Raw genomic sequence first — 19,392 nt, forward strand, 5'->3', positions numbered from 1 at the left:
GAGGCAAGATGTGGATAACTAGCGATGTCGAGCTCCCTACTGAGCTCATCGAGGCCCACTCGGACGGCAACCTGGTGTTGTTCGTGGGCGCAGGCGCGTCGATGGGAGACCCATCGAACCTGCCGTCATTCAGAGAGTTGGCTCGTATGCTCGCCCAGGCGGCGCGCGTGCCGTTCGACGAAGGCATGGCTCTCGACTTGTTCCTTGGTTCTATGCCAGCCGATTTCGAGACCCACACCCACGCCCGGCGGATCATCGCGCGGCCAGACACGAGGTTCAATCCGACCCACTCCGCGCTGGTCCGGCTCGCATGGGCATCGGGCATGCCGCGGATCGTGACGACCAACTTTGACAGTCTCCTTTCGACTGCTGCGGCGTCGGCCCTGCTCTCGGAAGGCGACGTATGGGTTGGTCCGGCACTGCCCCTCGGTGATGCCTTCTCGGGTGTCGTGCACCTGCACGGCTCGGTCGACCGCCCACCCGCGCAACTGGTGCTGACGGATCGCGACTTCGGCCGGGCCTACCTCACCGACGCCTGGGCGACGAGGTTCCTGCAGCGAATGTTCGACGAGTTCACCGTGCTGTTCGTCGGCTACAGCCACGACGACCCGATCATGCGGTATCTCGCCCTTGGCCTGACGTCGAAGAGCCGCCGTTACGTGCTGACACATCGCCCTGGCGACGACAAATGGAACCACCTCCGCATCGTCCCTGTGCCCTATCCAGCGGTCGAGGACGATCACTCCGCCATGGTTGCCGCTCTCGAGGCATGGGACCGACGAGCGAGGATGGGACGCCTTGATCACCAGACCAGGATGAAGGAGATCATTGACGATGGTCAGCAGCTCAACCCGGTCGACGAGGACTACGTTCGGCAACGCCTGGAGACTGCTGATGGTGTGCGGGAGTTCACCCAGTTCGCCCATGGGGTCCCGTGGCTTAAATGGATTGAGGGTGTCGAGAGTTTCCAACGCCTGTTCACAGGAGGGTCTGACACTGAGGCTTCCACAGTCCTGAGCGGCTGGTTCGGGCAGGTCTATGTCGCCGATCGAGAGCTGCACGGCGCGGCACTCCGGGTGGTGCAGCGGCTTGGACGTCGCTTCGCGCCGTCGCTCTACCAGTCGTTGAGCTGGGCTGCGGACACGCTTGCGAAGACCGACCTTGATGCCGGTCGACGTTGGAAAGTGCTCCTTGCCACATCGGTTGACGGCATCTCCGCGCCTCCGGACCTCGGGATGTTGCTGCCCTACGAAGTAGACGAGAGGGCCGAGGAGCTGGCCCTGGTCCGGGTCGCGTTACGTCCGTTCCTCGTTCTCAAACCCCGGTGGACACTGAGCGGGGACGACCCCACGACCCCACCCCAAGCGGAGGCCGCGTGGCATGCGTCAGACGATGTCCTCGCCCGGCACGTTCTGAAACTTGTCGAGGACCGCGTCCCTGGCGATCCGGCGCTCGGTGCGGTTCTGGAGGATGCACTCGGAAGCGCCTACGAACTTCTGGTGGCATACGGCGGCGAGCACGGGTATGACAGCCTCAGTTCCCGTCGTTCCGCGATCGAACCGCACCCCCAGGACGACTACCGCGATCCCGTGGACGCGTTGATCGACGGACTCCGCGACTACGGAACCAAAGCACTTGGCGTGCAGCCGGACCTTCCCCTCCGGTGGTGGAAGCGTGATGCCAGGCTCTTCCGCCGGCTCGCGCTGCATCTCTTCGCACTTAGCCACGACCTCACGGACGACGAGAAACTTCGGTGGGTACTCGACCAGGAGGTTCTGTTCGAGTCGCCTTTCAAACACGAGGTGTTTCGTGTCCTCGCAATCGTCGTACCCAACGCAAGCGCGGACACTCGATCGAGGCTCCTGGCGTCTGCAATGGACGGCGTGGACTTACCGGACGGCTTTCCAGACATGGAACGCCACCGGGCGTACTCCACCTACAACCTGCTCGTTTGGCTCACTCAGTCCGCACCTGCGTGGCTCGAGGCGCAGCATGAGCTCGAGCGGATACAGAACAAGTACCCGACGTTTGGTCCGCGGGACTTCCCGGATCTCGACAGGTGGTCGAGTACCGCGACTTGGGGACAGGCGTTCCCAATGGACGTCGAAGACTTCTTGCAGGATCTCGACTCTGATGCCCAGGTCGCCCTGACCACGCTCCTGGCCGTGGACTACTCAGAGCAGCGAATCGACGGCCCTACCTGGCACAGCGCAGTCGCGCTCGTCCGCCAAGCGGCCGCTCGGCGCCCGGACCTCGCGCATCGACTCTGGAGCGCGATCGACGGCCGGCCGAACCTTGGTGTTAAGGCGGATGAGTTGCAGGACGCGATCGTCGAGGGCTGGGAGCAGGCGGATCTCTCGGAGCTTCTTAGCGATGTTGTCCAACTCGTCGCCGAACGGACCGGTGCCCCCGAGGCGACTCGCGCGATCACTCGGTTTCTCGTCACCCAGATCGAGAAGCACCTCGATACTCCCGAGGGAGATGCGACGGCAGCGATGCGCGATCTAGCGCGCACAGTCTGGAACCTTCAGAAGGGATCCTTTGACTCCCAGGCCGGCTCTGACCCGAGCTTCCTCGCCCTCAACTCCTGGCCAGGGGACCTCGCTCGCTACTGGACTCTGGAGGTCAACCGCCGGTGGCGCGATCTGGGCGATGCCTGGAGCGGCCTAAACGGGGATGAGCGGCAGGCGTTCGAGGCGCTGCTTGCCGGGCCCGATCCGGAACTCGACGCGATTCGACCCGCGCTTGGCGGACAGGCACACTTCCTATTCGTCGCGGATGCGACGTTCACGGGGGAAGTGGTCCTGCCCTTGTTCAACGGGCCGCATGCTTCGCAAGCCTGGGAGGCCTATCTCTACAACCCTCGATGCAACGACCGGATGCTTGGTGACGGCTTCCTCGAGAGTGTGGTCGCCGAATGGGACCGCCTCGGTGAGCTCGGAGGGCACGGGCTTGTCGGCCAGTTCTACGCGCTCGTCGCGTCCATCGTGAACCAGGCGAGCATCACGCCAGAGCAACGCCAAGTGCTTCTCGACCGATCGGTCTTGGCTGACGATGGCGACCACGCGGCCGAGTTCGCGAGTTCGAACCTTCGGTTCTTCCAGGATGACGCAGTCAACGGGGCCGAACTCTGGAATCTCTGGGCGCGCGACCATCTGGCAGCGCGCCTCCAGGGACTTCCGCGAAACGCCCACCCCGGCGAACTCGAGCGATGGGCCGACATCGCCCCCTTCGTTGGCGACCGCAGCCCGGACGCGTACTCGATGCTGGCCGGGCGCGGGATCGGCCTCGGCGACGGATATCACCCGCCTGACTGGCCCGCAGAGCTGCTGGCCAGCAACGGACCGGCACTCGTTGGCCACCTCGCTGAGCGGATTCGGAACTCGACTCCAGCCGGTTGGGCCGCGTCGTTCGCTGTGCGCAAGCTCCTCTCTGACCTAACCGCAGCCCTCGGGGCTGCGGTCTGCGCGCCGCTCGTCGAAGCAGCGATTGATGCCGGATTCCAACCACCAGACACAGCGACAACGGGGTAAGTGCAGACTCGAGAACCCCTCAACGCCTCGGACAGGAAGGCTGCGCCGACTTGCCCGACTCGCGGCGGCTACACCGGCGGGCCCCTGCTGCTTCGAACTGCGACCGACCCGCCGCGCACGGCCCCACCACACTGCGCTCTTGTGGGCAAGAGCGTGGTGTCCGGTTGTCAGCYCAGGAAGTCCCATCGCCTGACTACCCGCCCGCACAGCACGCACGTGCAGATCGTCGAGTCGTAGCCGTTTGCGCCTACGTCTGCGCGATGACAGTCGAGTGGGCGCAGGTTGTCTGGCTAGTCATACGGCTGATCGTCTCTGCAGCGGGTTGCTTGCGTCGCGTTCAGCAGGTGTGCCAGGCACGCGGGGGGCGGTTGGTCGAGCCGCACAGTCCTCGGTGTCACCAGGATCCTGAGCAGCACCAGCCGATCAGCCCGGTGAAGCCGATCATCAGGCCAATGGGGAGTGCGACTCCACGCCTATGCCACCAACCAGCGGGTCGTTGCGCTCTTGCGGACAGGAACGTGGTGTTGAGCGCCTCACGGCGGCTGGGATCCGATGCGCTGCAGATCAGAAGTCGTCGCGTTCGGGGGTAGTGGCGTGCGCACGGAGAACCGCGAGGTCCGCCAGGGGATGGTGCTGAGCACCGTCAGACCTGACGAAAACATGGCTAGTTGATGAAGGCTGACGAGGGCGGCTGTTGAGCGCCTCGGTTTGACGGGCTCTTCGGACTGCTGGTGGGGGTGGCGGCGCGCCGGTGAGCCGGGTGCCGGGGTGATGTGGTCGAGGTCCCCGAGGCGCGCCATGAGCAGTGGATCGATGAGCTCGCCCCCTGACTTGCGGACTGGTTGGACCCAGGGGAGAGAGAGTTGCTCGTGGATCTCGATCCAAGCGACCGCTGAGGATCAGTTCGCTGCAGCGTCCAGTTCCGCGCACCACCTACGATCGTGACGGCGATAGTCCCGCTGAGGTACCCTGCGCGCTCGCATTTTCCGACTGAGGCGGTCGGCGGCGGCGGTTCCCACCCTCGCGCTGACTGCACCACCTCCGCGATTGCCGGCTGCGCGGCCTCGGTCACTGGTCGCCCCGAGCCCGCCTCCGGTGCGTAGGTCCGTCGCCGGGGTGTCGTCAACTCTCCGGCGAGTCCGTCGTTTGCCGGGGGGGTACAGCGCCATGGCGCGCCAGCGTCTCGTCGACCAGGTCAGTGGTGCGGCGCCACCAGCTAGCCTTGCGACGCGTTCGGATCAGCGCCCCCCTCGTACACGTAGACGTCGATGTGGTCGCCCTTGAGCACCAATCGGGTGAGACTGACGCTCCCCCCGATGTCCGCGATGGTGTCGAGGCCTTTCAAAGAACACCCTTCGGCGGCGCCCCCCCCGTCGCTGATGGGCTGGCCGGCGTGGGAGAGGAGCAGGCAGGTCATGCCGTAGCGAGACTCTCCACTCCAGACGGCGAGGCTGTAGACCTCGGGGCCGTGGAAGTCCTCGTAGCGCTTCAGCTCTCCGGGACTGATCCCTAGAGCGTCGAGTTTGCCCCCCGGATCGTGCGGCTGATCGGCGGCGGCACCGTCCGACTTCAGTGCGAGCACATGATCTGGTGCGGGCACGTAGTACCCACCTCCCTGCCCATCAGGGACCGGCGGCGTTTCCTCGGTCGCTGTCTCGAACGGGATGGGAGTGGACTGATCAGCAAGCAGCCGCGACATCGTCGCGGTGACGGCCACGTTCAGGGCGAGGGTCGCGATGACGCCGGCGACGATCAACGAGCGGCGGCGCCACCACGGTGCCGCGGGGGCTCGGTTGATCGCGTCTGCGGCGGTCGACCCCTCGGCGGTGTCTTGCTCAATGACCGACGTTCCGGCACGCTCATGCGCGGCGAACACCCCGCCGACAGGCTGACGGACCGACGTCGGAGCAGAACGCGACCCTTCGACGGTCTCGGCGACCGGGATGCGTTCGGGGATCGGAGGGGGGACCCCTGTGGCGGTATCGCCGACCGGAGTCGCCTGTCGACGTTGGGCGGCCTCCAGTTCGGAGAGCCGAGCCTGAGCCGCCGCATCCCCCACAATGTCAGCATTCGGTCCCCAGGCGCGCCGTCGCAAGCGCGCCAGCTCGTCCGCTTGTTCGAACTCGAACGACCTCCGCGGGGCATCCATATCCTCATCGTCCCCCCCGCGCGCGACATGGGGCGAGGGGCGACCGGACGTCGCGAAGACTGGAGTTCACTGAGTCTTCGGACTTCTGGTGGGGGTGGCGGCGCGCCGGTGAGCCGGGTGCCGGGGTGATGTGGTCGGGCCCCCGAGGATCAGAGGCGACCAAGCTCTCGCGGCTGGTCTGTGACGCGCAATGCACTTCGAGAGGTGTTTCGACTCCTCACATCTCAAGGTGCTTCTTCGGGCGGCCGTATGGCTGTCAGTTGAGACATGCCGCCCTGGTTGACACAGTCCTCGGCCAGTTCAAAGACCTGCCGGTGGAACGCTGCCGGCGCCGTGTCCGCGCGGGATGTCACCTCAACAGGGGTATAGCGGTGCAGCGGAGTGGAGACGCCCCCGAACATCTGCCCGAAGTTGTCGATCGTCAGGATCGTCAGCGGAACTGTCTCGCTCTCGATGCCTATCCGGATGTCGTACTCGGTCGTGCCGACTGCTTCCCCCGTGGTTCGCACGAGGGCCATGAGGTCGGCAACTGCGCACTCGATACGAGAGGCCCGGACTTCTTCTCCCTTGAGGAACCCGTCCGCGCTCAAACGCGCCCCGCCGACTGCGGCCGCGAGGGTTACCGAGCCGTCGTGGTGAATGCTCGCCCATGACTCCTTCCACATGTTGCGTTCGCTCGTCTCGGTGTTAACCGCGACCCACCGCCGCAGTCCCGGACGCGGGTTCGAGCTGTCCACGCTCTCTAGCGGATGCTGCGCAGATCGGTCCGCGAAGCCGAGCGCGAGCGACCTAGCCTTGGAAAGCACCTGGCGCGCATCATCTCGGCTAAGTCGGCTACTGAGCTGCGGGGTCCGTGGGTGTGCCACCGCGACGAGCCACGCACGGGCCGCGGTGCCGCGGCCAGCGCTCGCCTCCTCGTACAAGGAGGCGAGTGCTTCGCGGGCGTGCCTCCGCTCGTCGAAGCGGGCCCGATACATCGCCTCGATCTGGCGTTCCTTCATCCAGACTGTGTCGGCGTCGTTCCGGACGGGTGCACCGAAGTATTCGCCTCTGTAGATCAAGTGCGGACCGTCGAGACCGCCGGGTACCTTGACGATGACTGCCCGGCTTGGATCGTCTCCGAGACGATGAATGGTGAGGCCGAACACGGGCGGTGAGATTGCGGTGATCGCCGCGCTGCGGAGCGTGCGTTCGTAGCCTTCATCGAACTCCCCGACGTCTTGGCGACCAGTCGCGGCCTTCTGCGACTCGGTCACGCCGTAGACGATGAGCCCACCTCCACTGTTGGCCATCGCGGCCACATCCTTCGGATAGTCGGTCTGCGTGATGCCCTTTGTCGGCGGCAGTTCAGACTTCCAATCCAGGTCGTCGGTCTCTCGCACACCCGTGGTAACCGCGCGGGCGAGCAGGTCGTCAGTCAGGGGGCCGGGCGAGGCGCCGAGCTCGCGGTGCAGAGCCGTGAATGTCATGGCACGAAACCTATGGCCGAGCACCCGACCCACACCTACTCGTTCGCGGTCTCAGCACGAGAACACGACATCGAAGCCAGCAAGAGGCGGCGGACCAGACTGCATGGGCGCACTAGACGGCCGGCCGCGCGTGTGGCAATGAGCGCCGGTCTTCGTGAGCGCTCTACTTACGCTCTTTGTGGGCAACCGTGCAGTGTCGAAGGGCGACTCCCATGTGGGGCTCTTGGCCGGCGGGGTGGCCAATCGAGTCAGCCTCTCGTCCGCCTTCGCGGGCCCTTGACTGCGACAACGTTCTAGCGGCACGCTCCATATATTCAGGATTGCGGCCATTTGCACTTAACTCGAGCGACGTTGGCGGTTGGCCAGGTCGGCCTCGGCCCCACGTGAGCATCTCAAGATGGGCCTGGGACACGTGAGGCAGTGTCGAATGGCTGCGTGTCCGAGTTCAGGTTGGCCGGTCAGGCAAGTTGTGGGGGCGCCTGGGGTCCTTGCCCGTCGGCCCTAATCGTCCAACGGTTTGAGGCGGGCACCGAGAAGGCAGGGGTGGACGATGCCGAACGAGCTTCATCTCAATACGAACGGTGCCGACCCTTACGTCTTTTCTCTGGGTGACGTGGTCGTGTATGTGCATGTCACCGCGAGTGTTCCGGTGTTCTTCCCGGATCCGCCGCCGGTCGGGCCAAAGCCGATCGATCTGCTCCCTCCCGTGGTCGGGCCCGAGTACCCCCGACCGCCGATGCGCATCACCGAGCCGGTGGAAGGCGTCGATGGCGCCGACGAGCTTCTCGAGTTTCTGCGGGAGAACCCTGGGCATATCCGGGTGAATGTGGAGTCCGTCGATCAGGCCGCCTTCGGCCAACTTGTCGTCGGGCTGCAAGGCGCCAATGGCCCCAACCTGCACATAGCCCGGCTCAAGGGCAGTCAGCTGGGCGACTTCAGTGGCTGACGACGCGGATCCGAGCCCCCTCACCGACGCTGCCGATCGCATTCGTGAGACGGCGAAGTGGCTCACCGTCAGCCTCGGGTCGTTGGGCGCGATCCTCGTAGCAGGAAGTCAGCTCTCAAGCGTTGGTGACCTAGCACCCGGCTCGGGGAGATTCTGGCTCGCCGTCGGGTCGGCGGCCGTGGCAGTAGGGGTCACGGTCGCGATCTTGGGCTTCGTGATCTGGGTCGCCACGACGCCCGCGAGGGATCTCGACGGACTCACACGATCAACGCCGCGCGGTGCCGAGCACGTGGTGACTTCCAAGACGCATCTGGCTCCATACGCGAGCTTGGCGGCCCTCAACAGTGCATGGGCGGCCGCAGTGGCCGAGCAAACCCGCGCGGGTAAAGTGCTGAAGACGGCCGCCCAAGCGGCGCAGTCGGCCGTCCAAGCTGAGGCGGAGTCGGCAACGGACCCTGCGAAGGCGAAGGCGCAGGCGCAGGCGGCCACTGCGGCCAAGACCGCCCTGGCGGGTGCGCAGTCCGAGATGAACCAAGCAAACGCTGACGTCAGATTCGTGCGTGATGCCGGCGAGCACCTGCTGGAGGTTGTTGGCTACGCCAACGTCGCAGGGCGATGGACCTACGCCGCCAAATGGACACTAGGACTCGGCGTCCTGGCTGCGATCGCTGTGGGCGCCTTCGCGTGGGCCGCGAATCCACCCGAGGATGCGAAGGGCACAGCAGCAAACCCGGCAGTCGTGGGAAAGGCAACGAGCGTGACCGTCACGCTCACCGATCAGGGCCGGGAAGCACTGGAAGAGTCACTTGGCACCGGATGTGACCTCGACAAGCCGATGAGCGGGGTCCTTCTTGGGAAGACGGACGCAGGTGCTGATGTCCTCATCGACAACGACCCATGCGAGCCCGTTCGGTTTGTGGCCGGTCCCGGCTGGGCCGCCGTCGAGGAGAGCGCCGATTGATCACACCCGGCCACGGCATCGGCTCGTCGACCACGAGAAGCCCGAACGGGAGAGCGCCTCAGTCCTCAGCTGAGGTCGAGCGTGTCAACCTGGCGCGGTCGTCCGCGTCATCAAGGCTTTCGATCTTGATTCCGCACCGCGACCGGTTTCGAACTTGTCCACGTTGAACCCAGTTGACCGCCACATCGTCCGGCTGTATGCGCTCGGCTGGAGCTACGACGCGATCGCGAACGAGCTCGGCGTGAACCACAAACGCATCGGGGCCGCCACGAGGAAGGCGGATGTCCAGTCCCGCAAGCGCGTCCACCCAACCCCGGACGTCGACCTCATCCGCGAGCTCTACATCGATCGGAGGTACTCGATCGGCGAAGTCGCACTCCTCGACATGAGTCTTCGCGCCGTGGGGCGGGTGGTCGACACCTTTCCTTCTGTCAGTCGGAAGGCAGGCAAGGACCGCCGAGTCGATCTGGAAGTCGTCCGTCGCATGTACGACGACGAACATCGGACAGTCGCTGACATCGCCGCCCGGATCGGTGTCAGCGAGCGTTTCATCTTCCAACATCTCGGTCCGGCCGGCGTGGCCAACGTCAGCAGGGTCGTGGAAGCGCGGCGCCGCCCGAGGGAGTCGGCAGAAGCGCTTTGAACCTCAGATCTCCCAAGCCAGGAGGTTCACCTGATGCACTCGCGACGCTCCGGATTGTTCGGCCCGATACTCAACGACATGGGACTGCCACCGTGGTCGGGCACGCTTGATCTGTTCTCCAACCTCTACGCCGTGGTGCTCCATCACAGCGTTGGCTCCGGATATCGCGTTCGGTGGTCGCCGGAGCACGGGGGATGGCTGAGGAGCAAGGACTGGTCGCCCTATTCGAGAGGCCGCTGGGCGGAGGTGCCCGAGGAGATCCACGGTCGCCCGGACGCCCCTACTGAGCCGGACCGAGCAGCCGCGGTCGCGCTCGCCTCGCAGGTGTGTCAGCCGCAAACAACTTGGACCTGTTCGCGTTGCGGCCTGCGAGAACCGCGACTGCACTTCATCGCACCGAATCTCCTCGGCGAGCCCGAGTTGTACTGCGTGCAGGTGCCGTCCTATGCCGTGGTCGGCTCCGGAGGGCAGAGCCACGTTAAGCACTGGGGCAGCCCGTTCGGTTGCCAAGCCGTGAAGAGTTCGATTGCGGTCGACGACGGCACGGGTAGCCCGTACATCGGTCCGCTTGCCGCATACGTGTACGGCGATCCACTCCCTGCCGAGGAGGTGATCAACCGAGACTGGTGTTCCCGATGCGTTGGGTTCGCCCACAACGTCCGGGACAACGCTGCTGAACGCGGTGAGTCCCCAACGGACTGGGCAAGCGAACGAGTGCGGATCCATGCGACCGCGCTCGGACGCGACCTAGCCCGCTACTACGGAGACGACTAGCAGCCGTCCCTGAGCAACGCTCTGAGGACCCACGTCGCCGCCGATCGCGCCGTCGACCAGGTCGAACATCGTGAGGATGGCTCTGACAGAACAGCCGAGCCGGCCCCGTCGGGATCCGACATCATTAGGCGGAATCCGACCGACAACCAGGGCGGAATCCTTTCCCGCGCGAGCGGGTCACCCGACAAGTCCCAGCGGATCCGACAGGGCTGCTCTTCAGGCCAGCGGGAACGAAGTAGCGCATCGGCGGGTGGGTCGACCTGACCCACCCGCCGCCGCGCGTCAGCAGTACTTGTAGACGTACCCGCTCGAGCCCTTGGGCACGACGTCGCGGTCACGGTAGATGACGCTGGTCGTCGCGCCCCGCGCCGTGCATGCCTTGGTGAAGTTCGACGTTCCGCCGTTGTCGGTGTACTCGATCTCGTACACCTGCGCGCCGTACACGGACGTGAAGTCGCCGCACTCGTCGTAGACCTGGCACTCCTCGACGATGGCGAAGTCGAACCCGATCGCCTTGCCGCTCGACGCCATGGACGAGTCGTTCTTCTGCGCGATGGCCAGACCGTCCGCGTGCGCACGGGCCGCGAGCAGCTTGGCGAAGGCGATGTTGTTCTGCTTGGTGAGCAGCTTGGAGCTGCGGCTGTAGCTGTCGAGGTTGTCCGGCTCGATGGCCTGGTAGCCGCTGGCCTTGCAGCCGTCGATCCACCCGCCGACGATCGCGAGCAGGGCGGTCCGCTTCGCTGCCGTCGACGTGTCGAGCAGCATCTCGTCCCACCCGCTGTCGATCACGTACTTCCCGTTCGCCTTCTTCAGGAGCAGGTCGTCGTGGTTGGTCTTCCACCAGGTCGCGTCGTCGGGCTGGGTCTGGAAGGCGTTGACGTAGCAGATGTTGTACTTGCCGGCTGCCGGCGTCTCGAGCCGGTCGCGGTCGACGATCGCCACCGTCGAGGACGGTGTGTAGGCGCCGCCGATCTGGTAGTCGAACTGGCCGTTGGCCGGTGGGAGCGAGCTGGCGGCGAATCCGGCCGACGCGGACGCGCCGACAAGGAGTGCCGCACCTGTCAGGATCGCAACGGACAGGCGTCGCACAGGGGTACTCATCAGAGACCTCCTCGAGGGGTCGCGGCGCTGTTCATCACTCGGCCAGGACACCCCTCGGCATCCCGGACGTGGCGCGACGTCTCCGCCGGCCAGCCACCACGGTCGAGGAGATGTCTACCGCGCCGGCAGGGCCGGTGGGCAGAGGTGCGCAGAACGGCTGAGCGATCGCCGGGTCACTGTCAGGAGAACGCCGCAACCTGGCTCGCCGGTCTTCACCGCCGGAAGTGCCCGTGCGAACCAGCCCATGAGCGGTACGTCGAGCGGCGGTGGCTGAATGGTCGGAGACGCCTGATCAGGCTCGCGCGGCCACACGACCGCAACCGTCTTGACCGCAGCTCGAAGCGCTCCGGCATCCACAGTGAGGCTCGCCTCGTCCACGCCGAGGCCGGGTCGGCGACGACGAGGACCAGGTCTCCGGGCGCCGGCGCCGGGGTCAACCACAGGGTGCTCGACCACTCGCGTCCACCACCACCGCCCCACTGGGTGAGCACCTTCTGGTCTGCTGTCGGCCCGTTGTTCCAGCCGTGGCGCTCGGCCACGGCGGCGGCACGTCCATCGCCGAACTCCCCTCCGGCGAACCGTCCCGCGTCGACTGTCGAGTGCGTGCGATCGCCGAGGTCGGGATCGCTACGACACCGGATTGCCAGCTCGATCTGGAGCCCCGTCGTGTAGCGAGCGAGGCCGACCAGGAGGATCCCCGCGCCTTCGGACCCCTCGTGGGCACCGCTCACGCCCACAGAGGAGGGGGCGTCGTTGTGGGGCGGTCCGAACCGGAACCTTCCCTGGGCGACGTCGTTCGCGTCGCCGAAGGAGCGCAGGGCCGAAGACATGAGCCCGACCCTCGTCCGCATCGGTCAGCGGGTCAAAGGCTTTCGACGTGGCTATGGACCGCTGGCTCTTGCGGTGCCTTGCGGCCGCGCCGACAGGGGCGCGTCGTCGCCGGACGTCACCCCCGGATTGGGGTCCAACGGCCCGGTTCTCCGCTCCCCGGCGTCCCTAGCCTGGATGTGAGGGACCGGCCGAGATGGGTCGGTGGGAGGTGCCTCATGACGGTCCGCACGCCGATGACACTCGCCGCCGTCGAGGCGGGGGCAGGCCTGCGTGCGGCCCTCGACCGGTCGCCCGCCGAGGTGGTCGACCAGATCGTCGCCTCGGGCATGCGGGGGCGCGGCGGCGCCGGCTTCCCGACTGGTCTGAAGTGGCGTCTCGCCGCGGAGGCGGATGCTCCCGCGGGCCGCCGCTACATCGTGTGCAACGCCGACGAGGGCGAGCCGGGGACGTTCAAGGACCGTGTCCTGCTGGCGAAGCACGCGGACCTGGTGCTCGAGGGCATGACGATCGCTGGCTACGCGATCGGCGCGTGCGAGGGTCTCCTGTATCTGCGCGCGGAGTACGTATACCTGCGCGACGCGCTCCTGGAGACCCTTCGGGAGCGCCGGAACATGGGGCTCCTCGGCCGCGAGGTGGGGCCGGGCTTCGACTTCGACATCCGCGTGCACATGGGCGCCGGTGCCTACGTGTGCGGGGAGGAGAGCGCGCTGCTCGAGAGCCTCGAGGGTCGGCGCGGTGAGCCTCGTGACCGCCCGCCGTACCCGGTCGTGCGGGGGCTGCACGGTGCGCCGACCGTGGTCAACAACGTCGAGACCTTCGCCTGGGCGACCGCCATCCTGGCGCGCGGGCCGGACTGGTTCGCGGCGATCGGTACCCACCGGTCGACGGGTCCGAAGCTGCTGAGCGTCTCGGGTGACGTCGCGCGTCCCGGTGTGTACGAGTTCCCCCTCGGGGTGCCGATCGCCGAGGTGCTGCGCGCCGCCGGGGGCACCGACGCGAAGGCGGTCGTCGCGGGGGGTGCCGCGGGCAGCTGCGTGCCTGCCAGCGAGTTCGGGCGGACGGTGAGCTACGAGGACGTGGCCACGGGTGGCGCGTTCATCGTGCTCGGGCCGGACCGCGACCTTATCGACGTCGCCGAGAATGTCGCCGAGTTCTTCGCCGACGAGTCGTGCGGGCAGTGCGCGCCGTGCCGGCTTGGGACCGCGGCCCTCCTCGACGGGGTGCGCCGCCTTCGTGCCGGGACGTGCACACCGGACGACGTCGCGCGCCTGCGCCGTGTGGGCGCGACCATGCGGCTCACCTCGAAGTGCGGGCTGGGCCAGTCGAGCCCGAACGTGTTCCTGTCGCTCCTCGAGCACTTCCCCGCGGACATGCGGGTCCCCGTCGCGGTGCCAGGAGGTGAGTGAGATGACCGCCCCCCGGGCAGAGGTCGCCGTCGACATCGACGGACGCAGCGTCACGGTCCCGGCCGGAACGACGGTCCTGGACGCGGCCGACGCCGCGGACGTCCGGATCCCGACCCTCTGTCATCACCCCGACCTGCGCGACGTCGGCTCGTGTCGGCTGTGCGTCGTCGAGGTCGAGGGGCAGGCAGGCCTGCAGGCTGCGTGCACCTACCCGGTCACGGCCGACGTCCGGCTGCGGACCGACAGCCCCCGGGTCGTCGACGCTCGGCGGGGTGTGCTGGAGCTGCTGATGGGGGAGCACCCGGACCGGTGCCCGGAGTGCGTGCGGACGGGGGAGTGCGAGCTGCAGGCGCTGGCCACGGAGTACGGCGTCGGGCCTGTCTCGGCGCGCGTCTCTCGCCCGCTCCCGCTCATCGATCTCCTCGGACCCGCCGTCACCGTGGACCTCGACTCGTGCATCGGCTGCCTGCGCTGCGTCCGGACGTGCGCCGAGCTGCAGGACCTCGGGATCCTGGGCGTTGTCGGACGCGGCTCGTCCACGGCTGTCTCCACGTACCTCGGCCTCCCGCTGACCGAGGTGAGCTGCATCGCCTGCGGCCAGTGCATCAACCGCTGCCCGACGGGAGCGCTGCGCCCGGTCGACCGGACGGCAGAGCTGTTCGCGGCACTGGCCGACCCCACCAAGCACGTCGTCATCCAGACCGCTCCGGCGCCCCGTGCCGCGATCGGCGAGGAGTTCGGGTTCGAGCCCGGCACCCCGCTGACCTGGGAGCTCAACACCGCGCTTCGGCGCCTCGGGTTCGACAAGGTCTTCGACACCAGCTTCGCCGCGGACCTGACCGTCATCGAGGAAGGGGCCGAGCTCCTGGTGCGGCTCTACGAGAACCTCGTGCTGGGCTCCTCGGCGCACCCGCTCCCGCTGCTCACCTCCTGCAGCCCGGGGTGGGTGAAGGACCTCGAGCACCGTGACCCGGACCACCTGGCCCACCTGTCCTCGTGCCGGAGCCCGCAGCAGATGTTCGGCTCGCTCCTCAAGACCTGGTACGCCGAGCAGCAGGGACTCGACCCGGCCGACGTCGTGTCCGTCTCCCTCATGCCGTGCACGGCGAAGAAGTTCGAGGCCACGCGCCCCGAGCTCACGCACGACGGGCGGCCGGACGTCGACATGGCGCTCACGACGCGGGAGCTGGCCACGATGTTGCGCGTGCGCGGCATCGAGCTGGCGGACCTGCCGGCCAGCGACTTCGACGAACCGTTCGGGACCGCCAGCGGGTCGGGCGTGATCTTCGGGGTGACCGGTGGCGTCATGGAGTCCGCCCTGCGCACGGTGATCGAGCTCGTGACGGGGCACCCGGCGGAGGACTACTTCTCGCACGCCGACGTCACGCAGGTGCGGGGGTTCGAGGGCGTCCGGTCGGTCGAGGTGACGGTGGACCGGGTAGGGCCTGTGCCGCCGATCCTGGCCCACCTGCTGCCGGACCTGGAGTGGCTGCGCGGGACCACGCTGCGGTGCGCCGTCGCGCACGGCACGGCCAACGCCCACGCGGTGATGGAGGACATCCGTGCGGGCGGGCGGTTCTCCACGTACCACTTCATCGAGGTCATGGCCTGCCCCGGCGGGTGCCTGGGCGGCGGCGGCCAGCCTGTGCCGACGAGCGCCGAGGTGCGGGCTGCCCGCGCGCGGGCGATCTACGCCGAGGACGCCCTTTACGGAGAGACCGGCCGCGCGCGCAAGAGCCACGAGAACCCGGCGGTCCTGCGCCTCTACCGCGACCTGCTGACCGAGGGGCCGGGCGGGCCGACGAGCCACCGCCTGCTCCACACCACGTACACGGGACGCGGGACCTACGTCGAGGCAGGGAGGTGATCGCGGTGCTGGCGCCACCGGTCGCGGACCCGGGACTCGTCGCCGACGTCGACGCGCTCCTGGCCGAGCACGGCGCCGACCGCAGTGCCCTCCTACCGGTGCTCGCCGAGCTGCGTCGTCGTCACGGCGAGATCAGCGACGCGGCCATGCAGCTCCTCGCCGCACGCCTCGGGATACCTCCCGTCGAGGTGCTCGGGGTCGTCACGTTCTACTCGTTCCTGCGGGGTGGTTCGGCGCGGCACGTGGTGCGCGTGTGCCGCACCCTCGCGTGCGAGCTCGCCGGCGCGCCGGACGTGTGGGCGCGGTTGGAGCGCGAGCTGGGCACGCCCGCGCGCGTCGCCACCCCGGACGGAGCCGTCGTCGTCGAGCGGGTGCACTGCATCGGTCGCTGTGACCACGCACCCGCGATGCTCGTCGACGACCGCGCGCTCGACGACGTCACTCCGGCCGACGCGGCCTCCCTCGTGGCGAGCCTGCGCGACGACGGAGTGCCGCCGACATGACCACGGGCCTCGCCGCGGCCCTCCTGGCGGCGCTCTTCTACGGCGTGACGCCGGTGTGCGCCCGCCGTGCCATCCGACTGGTCGGCTACGTCCGCGCTAACGCGGGCAGGCTTGCCGTCGCGACGGCCGTGATGGCCGTGCCCGCGTTCGCGCTCGGGAGGGCCTCGGCCGACCGGTCCGCGATGTTCGCCCTCGCCGGGGTCGTCGGGTTCGGTCTGGGTGGGCTGGGCGTGTTCCGCGCACTGTCGCTGATCGGGGCGCCGCTCACCTCCCTGGTGGTCGAGACGACCGCAGCGGTCGTCGCCGGGGTCCTCGCCTGGGTGTGGTTCGCGGACGCGCTGACCGTGGCCGAGGTGGGGTGCGGCCTGGTGATCCTCGGCGGGGTGGTCCTCGGTCTCCYCCCGTACGTCCGCGGCACGGGCCGGACACCCCGGGCAGTGCTCGGGGTGGCGCTCGCGGTCGGCGCCGGCGTCGCCCAGGCGGTGGCCGCGGTGATCAGCCGGGAGTCGCTCCTGGCCCTCCAGCAGGCCGCGAGCGCCGCCTCCGGTGCGCCGAGCGGCCCCGTGGCGGGCCGGTTCGACGTGGTGAGCTCGGCCTCGTTCGATCGTCTCGTGGGTGGCCTGCTGGTGGCCCTGGTGGCCCTGGTCGTGGTGGTTGTGCGGCGGGCCGGGGCGTCCGGGAGGCCTGACGTCCCCCGCTCGCAGGACCTCGGGCGGCTGGGCAACGCGCTGCCGGACCGCGCTTCGTTCTGGATCACGACGAACGCGCTCCTCGGACCGGTCCTCGGCGTGACGTCGATGGTGTGGGCGCTCCAGACCCTTCAGCCGGGCGTCGCCCAGGCGGTCGCCGCGACCGCGCCGCTCGTGGCCATCCCGTTCGCGCGCTGGCTCGAGGGCTACCGGCCCCCTCGCGGCTACTACGCGGGCGCCTCGGTGGCCGTCGCGGGCCTCGTCGTCCTCGCGCTGGTGCGCGGCTGACCAGATCGCCGTCCACCCATGTGCGTCGTGTCGCGCAGGGCACCTACGTCGCAACGCGCTCGCGGAAGGCTCGGTCGCGGCTGGCTGGAGCTGGCTGGGCTCATTCGCTATCGGGCGCAGCGGGGACAAGCCCGACGCCTACGGGTTGCGAAATCGTTATCGATATCCTTATCGTGCTAAACGTCCGGAATCCGACGCCTGTGCCACAGCCGTCGGACCCTGATCGGAGAGGAACAACGATGTCCCATTCCACAACCATGAGGCGCGCAGCAGCCGTCGCGGCGTCGGCGATCACCGCCTTCGCCCTCTCGGCCCCGTTTGCCCAGGCCTCACCCCCGGAGCCAACCCTGCGCTCCGAGGCCCCGCGTGATCTCGAGATCGGCAGCGCCGTGTGGGGTCAGCGCGACCTGCTCGACTACGACCGCAAGCACCCCACCGAGTTCCAGCGCATCCTTGGCGCCGAGTTCAGCTCGCTGACCCCCGAGAACGACATGAAGTGGGCCGAGGTCCACCCGGAGCCCGACGTCTACGACTTCTCCGGCGCGGATGCCGTCGTGGCCTTCGCACGGGCCAACCGCCAAGAGGTCCGCGGCCACACGTTGCTCTGGCACAGCCAGAACCCGCAGTGGGTCATCGACGCCAGCGCCGACTGGACCTGCGAGGAGGCGCGTGACGTTCTCGAGGACCACGTCCGCACCGTCGTCGGCCGCTACGCCGGCAAGGTCTACGAGTGGGACGTCGCCAACGAGATCTTCCAGGACGACTGGGACGCCGGCGGTGTACGTCTGCGCACCGAGGCGAACCCCTTCCTCAAGGCATGCGCCGAGGACCCGGTCGCCCTCATCGGTGACGTCTTCCGGTGGGCGCACGAGGCAGACCCCGAGGCGGTCCTCTTCCTCAACGACTACAACGCCGAGGGCATCAACAACAAGACGAACGCGTACTACGCCCTGGCGCAGGAGCTGCTCGCCGACGGCGCGCCGCTGCAGGGCTTCGGCGCTCAGGGTCACCTGAGTCTCATGTACGGCTTCGACGAGTCGATCCAGGCGAACTTCGAGCGGTTCGCGGCGCTCGGGCTGAAGGTCGCCGTCACCGAGGCCGACGTCCGCATGCCGCTCGGCGAGGACGGGGAGCCGGACGCAGCACAGATCGCGCTCCAGGCCGAGCGGTACGACAAGATGCTGGAGGCGTGCCTCAACGTTCCCGCCTGCACGAGCTTCACGGTCTGGGGCTTCGACGACGGGCGTTCTTGGGTCCCGGGCGTCTTCCCCGAGGGGTACGCGACGATCATGACCGAGGACTTCGAGAAGAAGCCGGCGTACTACGCGCTGCTCGAGTCCCTCACCGACGCCACCCCCGGCAAGTCCCCGCGCACGCCGCCCGGACTGAACAAGTAGAGCCACTCGATTGAGGCGTCGATGGCGCGTGGGCCCGGACCGGCCCACGCGCCATCGGCGTATACGGACTCGGGGGCGCTTCCAGCTCTACGGACCGCTCGGGCCCCGGTTCGAGCAGACCTGGCGGTTCCGCGAGTTCGAGCCCGTCGCCACGTCCTCCGGTCGAGCTCGCCTCCAGGTCATCGGAACGTGTGCACCACTTCGATGGTGCCGACGATGTTGTCGTTGAGCTCCTCGAGGTCCTCGGCCGGGATCCAGTACTCGAGGATCGTCTCGCCACCGACCTGCTGGACGTCGTACCGGTCGAGGAAGCCGCGTCGCACGTCGAAGCGCGTCACGTACCCGACGCCCGAGGCCGCGACGTTCCAGTCGCGAGCGATCCGGATCGCGTAGTCCTCGTTCAGCACGGGGTAGAAGATCGGCTGGTCGGGGAGGCGCGGGGGCCAGCGCCGGAAGTCGGTCGCCTGGACGAGCTCGAGCTCGCGGGGGCCCGTCGGTCGCCAGAGGGTGACCAGCTGCTCAGACATGACCCGGGACCCTACCGAGATGATCGCCTGGCAGCGGGGTGGATTTCTTGGCGGACACCAGTGCCGCCGTCGGACGACTCGCGGCGTCCGGCGGTAGGCTCCGCTTGTTCAACGCTCAAGCACGGCCGCGACAGTGCCCCTCGGTGGTTCATCAGCCCCGGGCGGCGTGCCACCATCGGCGTGAGCGACGACCGGCGGGCGGCGCAGGCGGACACGATGCCCGGTGACCCGGTCGGCCGATCCGAGCGCCCTGGCCGGAATCGTCTGCGGCCCGGACGGGTCCGACGCGAGCGTTGAGCGGCGCGCTG

At 68.0% G+C, this 19,392-nt stretch carries 14 protein-coding genes; 10 read left to right on the top strand and 4 right to left on the bottom strand.

Annotation, left to right across the window (positions count from 1 at the left end; genetic code table 11):
* Positions 1–8 precede the first annotated feature (8 nt).
* A complete protein-coding gene (locus AC1DXT_RS04265) occupies positions 9–3,533 on the top strand; it encodes an SIR2 family protein (protein WP_477060111.1) in 3,525 nt (1,174 codons plus the stop codon).
* A gap of 1,216 nt (positions 3,534–4,749) precedes the next feature.
* On the opposite strand, the gene AC1DXT_RS04270 is transcribed toward AC1DXT_RS04265, so the two are convergent.
* Positions 4,750–5,682 (bottom strand): hypothetical protein, encoded by a 933-nt coding sequence (locus AC1DXT_RS04270; protein WP_477060112.1) that lies wholly within the window; start codon positions 5,680–5,682, stop codon positions 4,750–4,752.
* A 224-nt stretch (positions 5,683–5,906) separates the two neighbouring features.
* Entirely contained in the window at positions 5,907–7,151 is a 1,245-nt protein-coding gene (locus AC1DXT_RS04275; protein ID WP_477060113.1) for an AlbA family DNA-binding domain-containing protein, read from the bottom strand.
* A 550-nt stretch (positions 7,152–7,701) separates the two neighbouring features.
* Here AC1DXT_RS04275 and AC1DXT_RS04280 point away from each other — a divergent pair.
* From AC1DXT_RS04280 to AC1DXT_RS04295, 4 genes are all read left to right on the top strand, one after another.
* Positions 7,702–8,097, top strand: coding sequence for a hypothetical protein (locus tag AC1DXT_RS04280; RefSeq protein WP_477060114.1), 396 nt, complete (start codon positions 7,702–7,704; stop codon positions 8,095–8,097).
* A complete protein-coding gene (locus tag AC1DXT_RS04285; protein ID WP_477060115.1) occupies positions 8,090–9,058 on the top strand; it encodes a hypothetical protein in 969 nt (322 codons plus the stop codon). Before AC1DXT_RS04280 ends, AC1DXT_RS04285 begins: the two co-directional genes overlap by 8 nt.
* Positions 9,059–9,212: 154 nt before the next feature.
* Complete coding sequence (locus tag AC1DXT_RS04290; protein ID WP_477060116.1) at positions 9,213–9,701, top strand: hypothetical protein; 489 nt, start codon at positions 9,213–9,215, stop codon at positions 9,699–9,701.
* Positions 9,702–9,734: 33 nt separating this feature from the next.
* Positions 9,735–10,475: a hypothetical protein gene (locus tag AC1DXT_RS04295; RefSeq protein WP_477060117.1), complete on the top strand. Its 741-nt coding sequence runs from the start codon at positions 9,735–9,737 to the stop codon at positions 10,473–10,475.
* 282 nt (positions 10,476–10,757) lie between these two features.
* Here AC1DXT_RS04295 and AC1DXT_RS04300 read toward each other — a convergent pair whose 3' ends face one another.
* Positions 10,758–11,576, bottom strand: coding sequence for an endo alpha-1,4 polygalactosaminidase (locus AC1DXT_RS04300; protein WP_477060118.1), 819 nt, complete (start codon positions 11,574–11,576; stop codon positions 10,758–10,760).
* 1,046 nt (positions 11,577–12,622) lie between these two features.
* Here AC1DXT_RS04300 and AC1DXT_RS04305 point away from each other — a divergent pair.
* From AC1DXT_RS04305 to AC1DXT_RS04325, 5 genes are all read left to right on the top strand, one after another.
* Positions 12,623–13,813: a complex I 51 kDa subunit family protein gene (locus AC1DXT_RS04305; RefSeq protein ID WP_477060119.1), complete on the top strand. Its 1,191-nt coding sequence runs from the start codon at positions 12,623–12,625 to the stop codon at positions 13,811–13,813.
* A 1-nt stretch (position 13,814) separates the two neighbouring features.
* A complete protein-coding gene (locus AC1DXT_RS04310) occupies positions 13,815–15,680 on the top strand; it encodes a [FeFe] hydrogenase, group A (protein WP_477060120.1) in 1,866 nt (621 codons plus the stop codon).
* Between the two features lie 5 nt (positions 15,681–15,685).
* Complete coding sequence (locus tag AC1DXT_RS04315) at positions 15,686–16,183, top strand: NADH-quinone oxidoreductase subunit NuoE family protein (RefSeq protein WP_477060121.1); 498 nt, start codon at positions 15,686–15,688, stop codon at positions 16,181–16,183.
* Positions 16,180–17,160, top strand: coding sequence for an EamA family transporter (locus AC1DXT_RS04320; protein ID WP_477060122.1), 981 nt, complete (start codon positions 16,180–16,182; stop codon positions 17,158–17,160). Before AC1DXT_RS04315 ends, AC1DXT_RS04320 begins: the two co-directional genes overlap by 4 nt.
* 257 nt (positions 17,161–17,417) lie before the next feature.
* Positions 17,418–18,557 carry an endo-1,4-beta-xylanase gene (locus AC1DXT_RS04325; RefSeq protein WP_477060123.1) on the top strand — a complete coding sequence of 380 codons (1,140 nt, stop codon included), beginning with the start codon at positions 17,418–17,420 and terminating at the stop codon, positions 18,555–18,557.
* A gap of 179 nt (positions 18,558–18,736) precedes the next feature.
* On the opposite strand, the gene AC1DXT_RS04330 is transcribed toward AC1DXT_RS04325, so the two are convergent.
* On the bottom strand, positions 18,737–19,084 hold the full coding sequence (locus AC1DXT_RS04330; protein WP_477060124.1) for a hypothetical protein: 348 nt from the start codon (positions 19,082–19,084) through the stop codon (positions 18,737–18,739).
* Positions 19,085–19,392: the final 308 nt, after the last annotated feature.

The sequence above is a fragment of the Cellulomonas sp. P1_G12_2 genome, assembly GCF_056405535.1.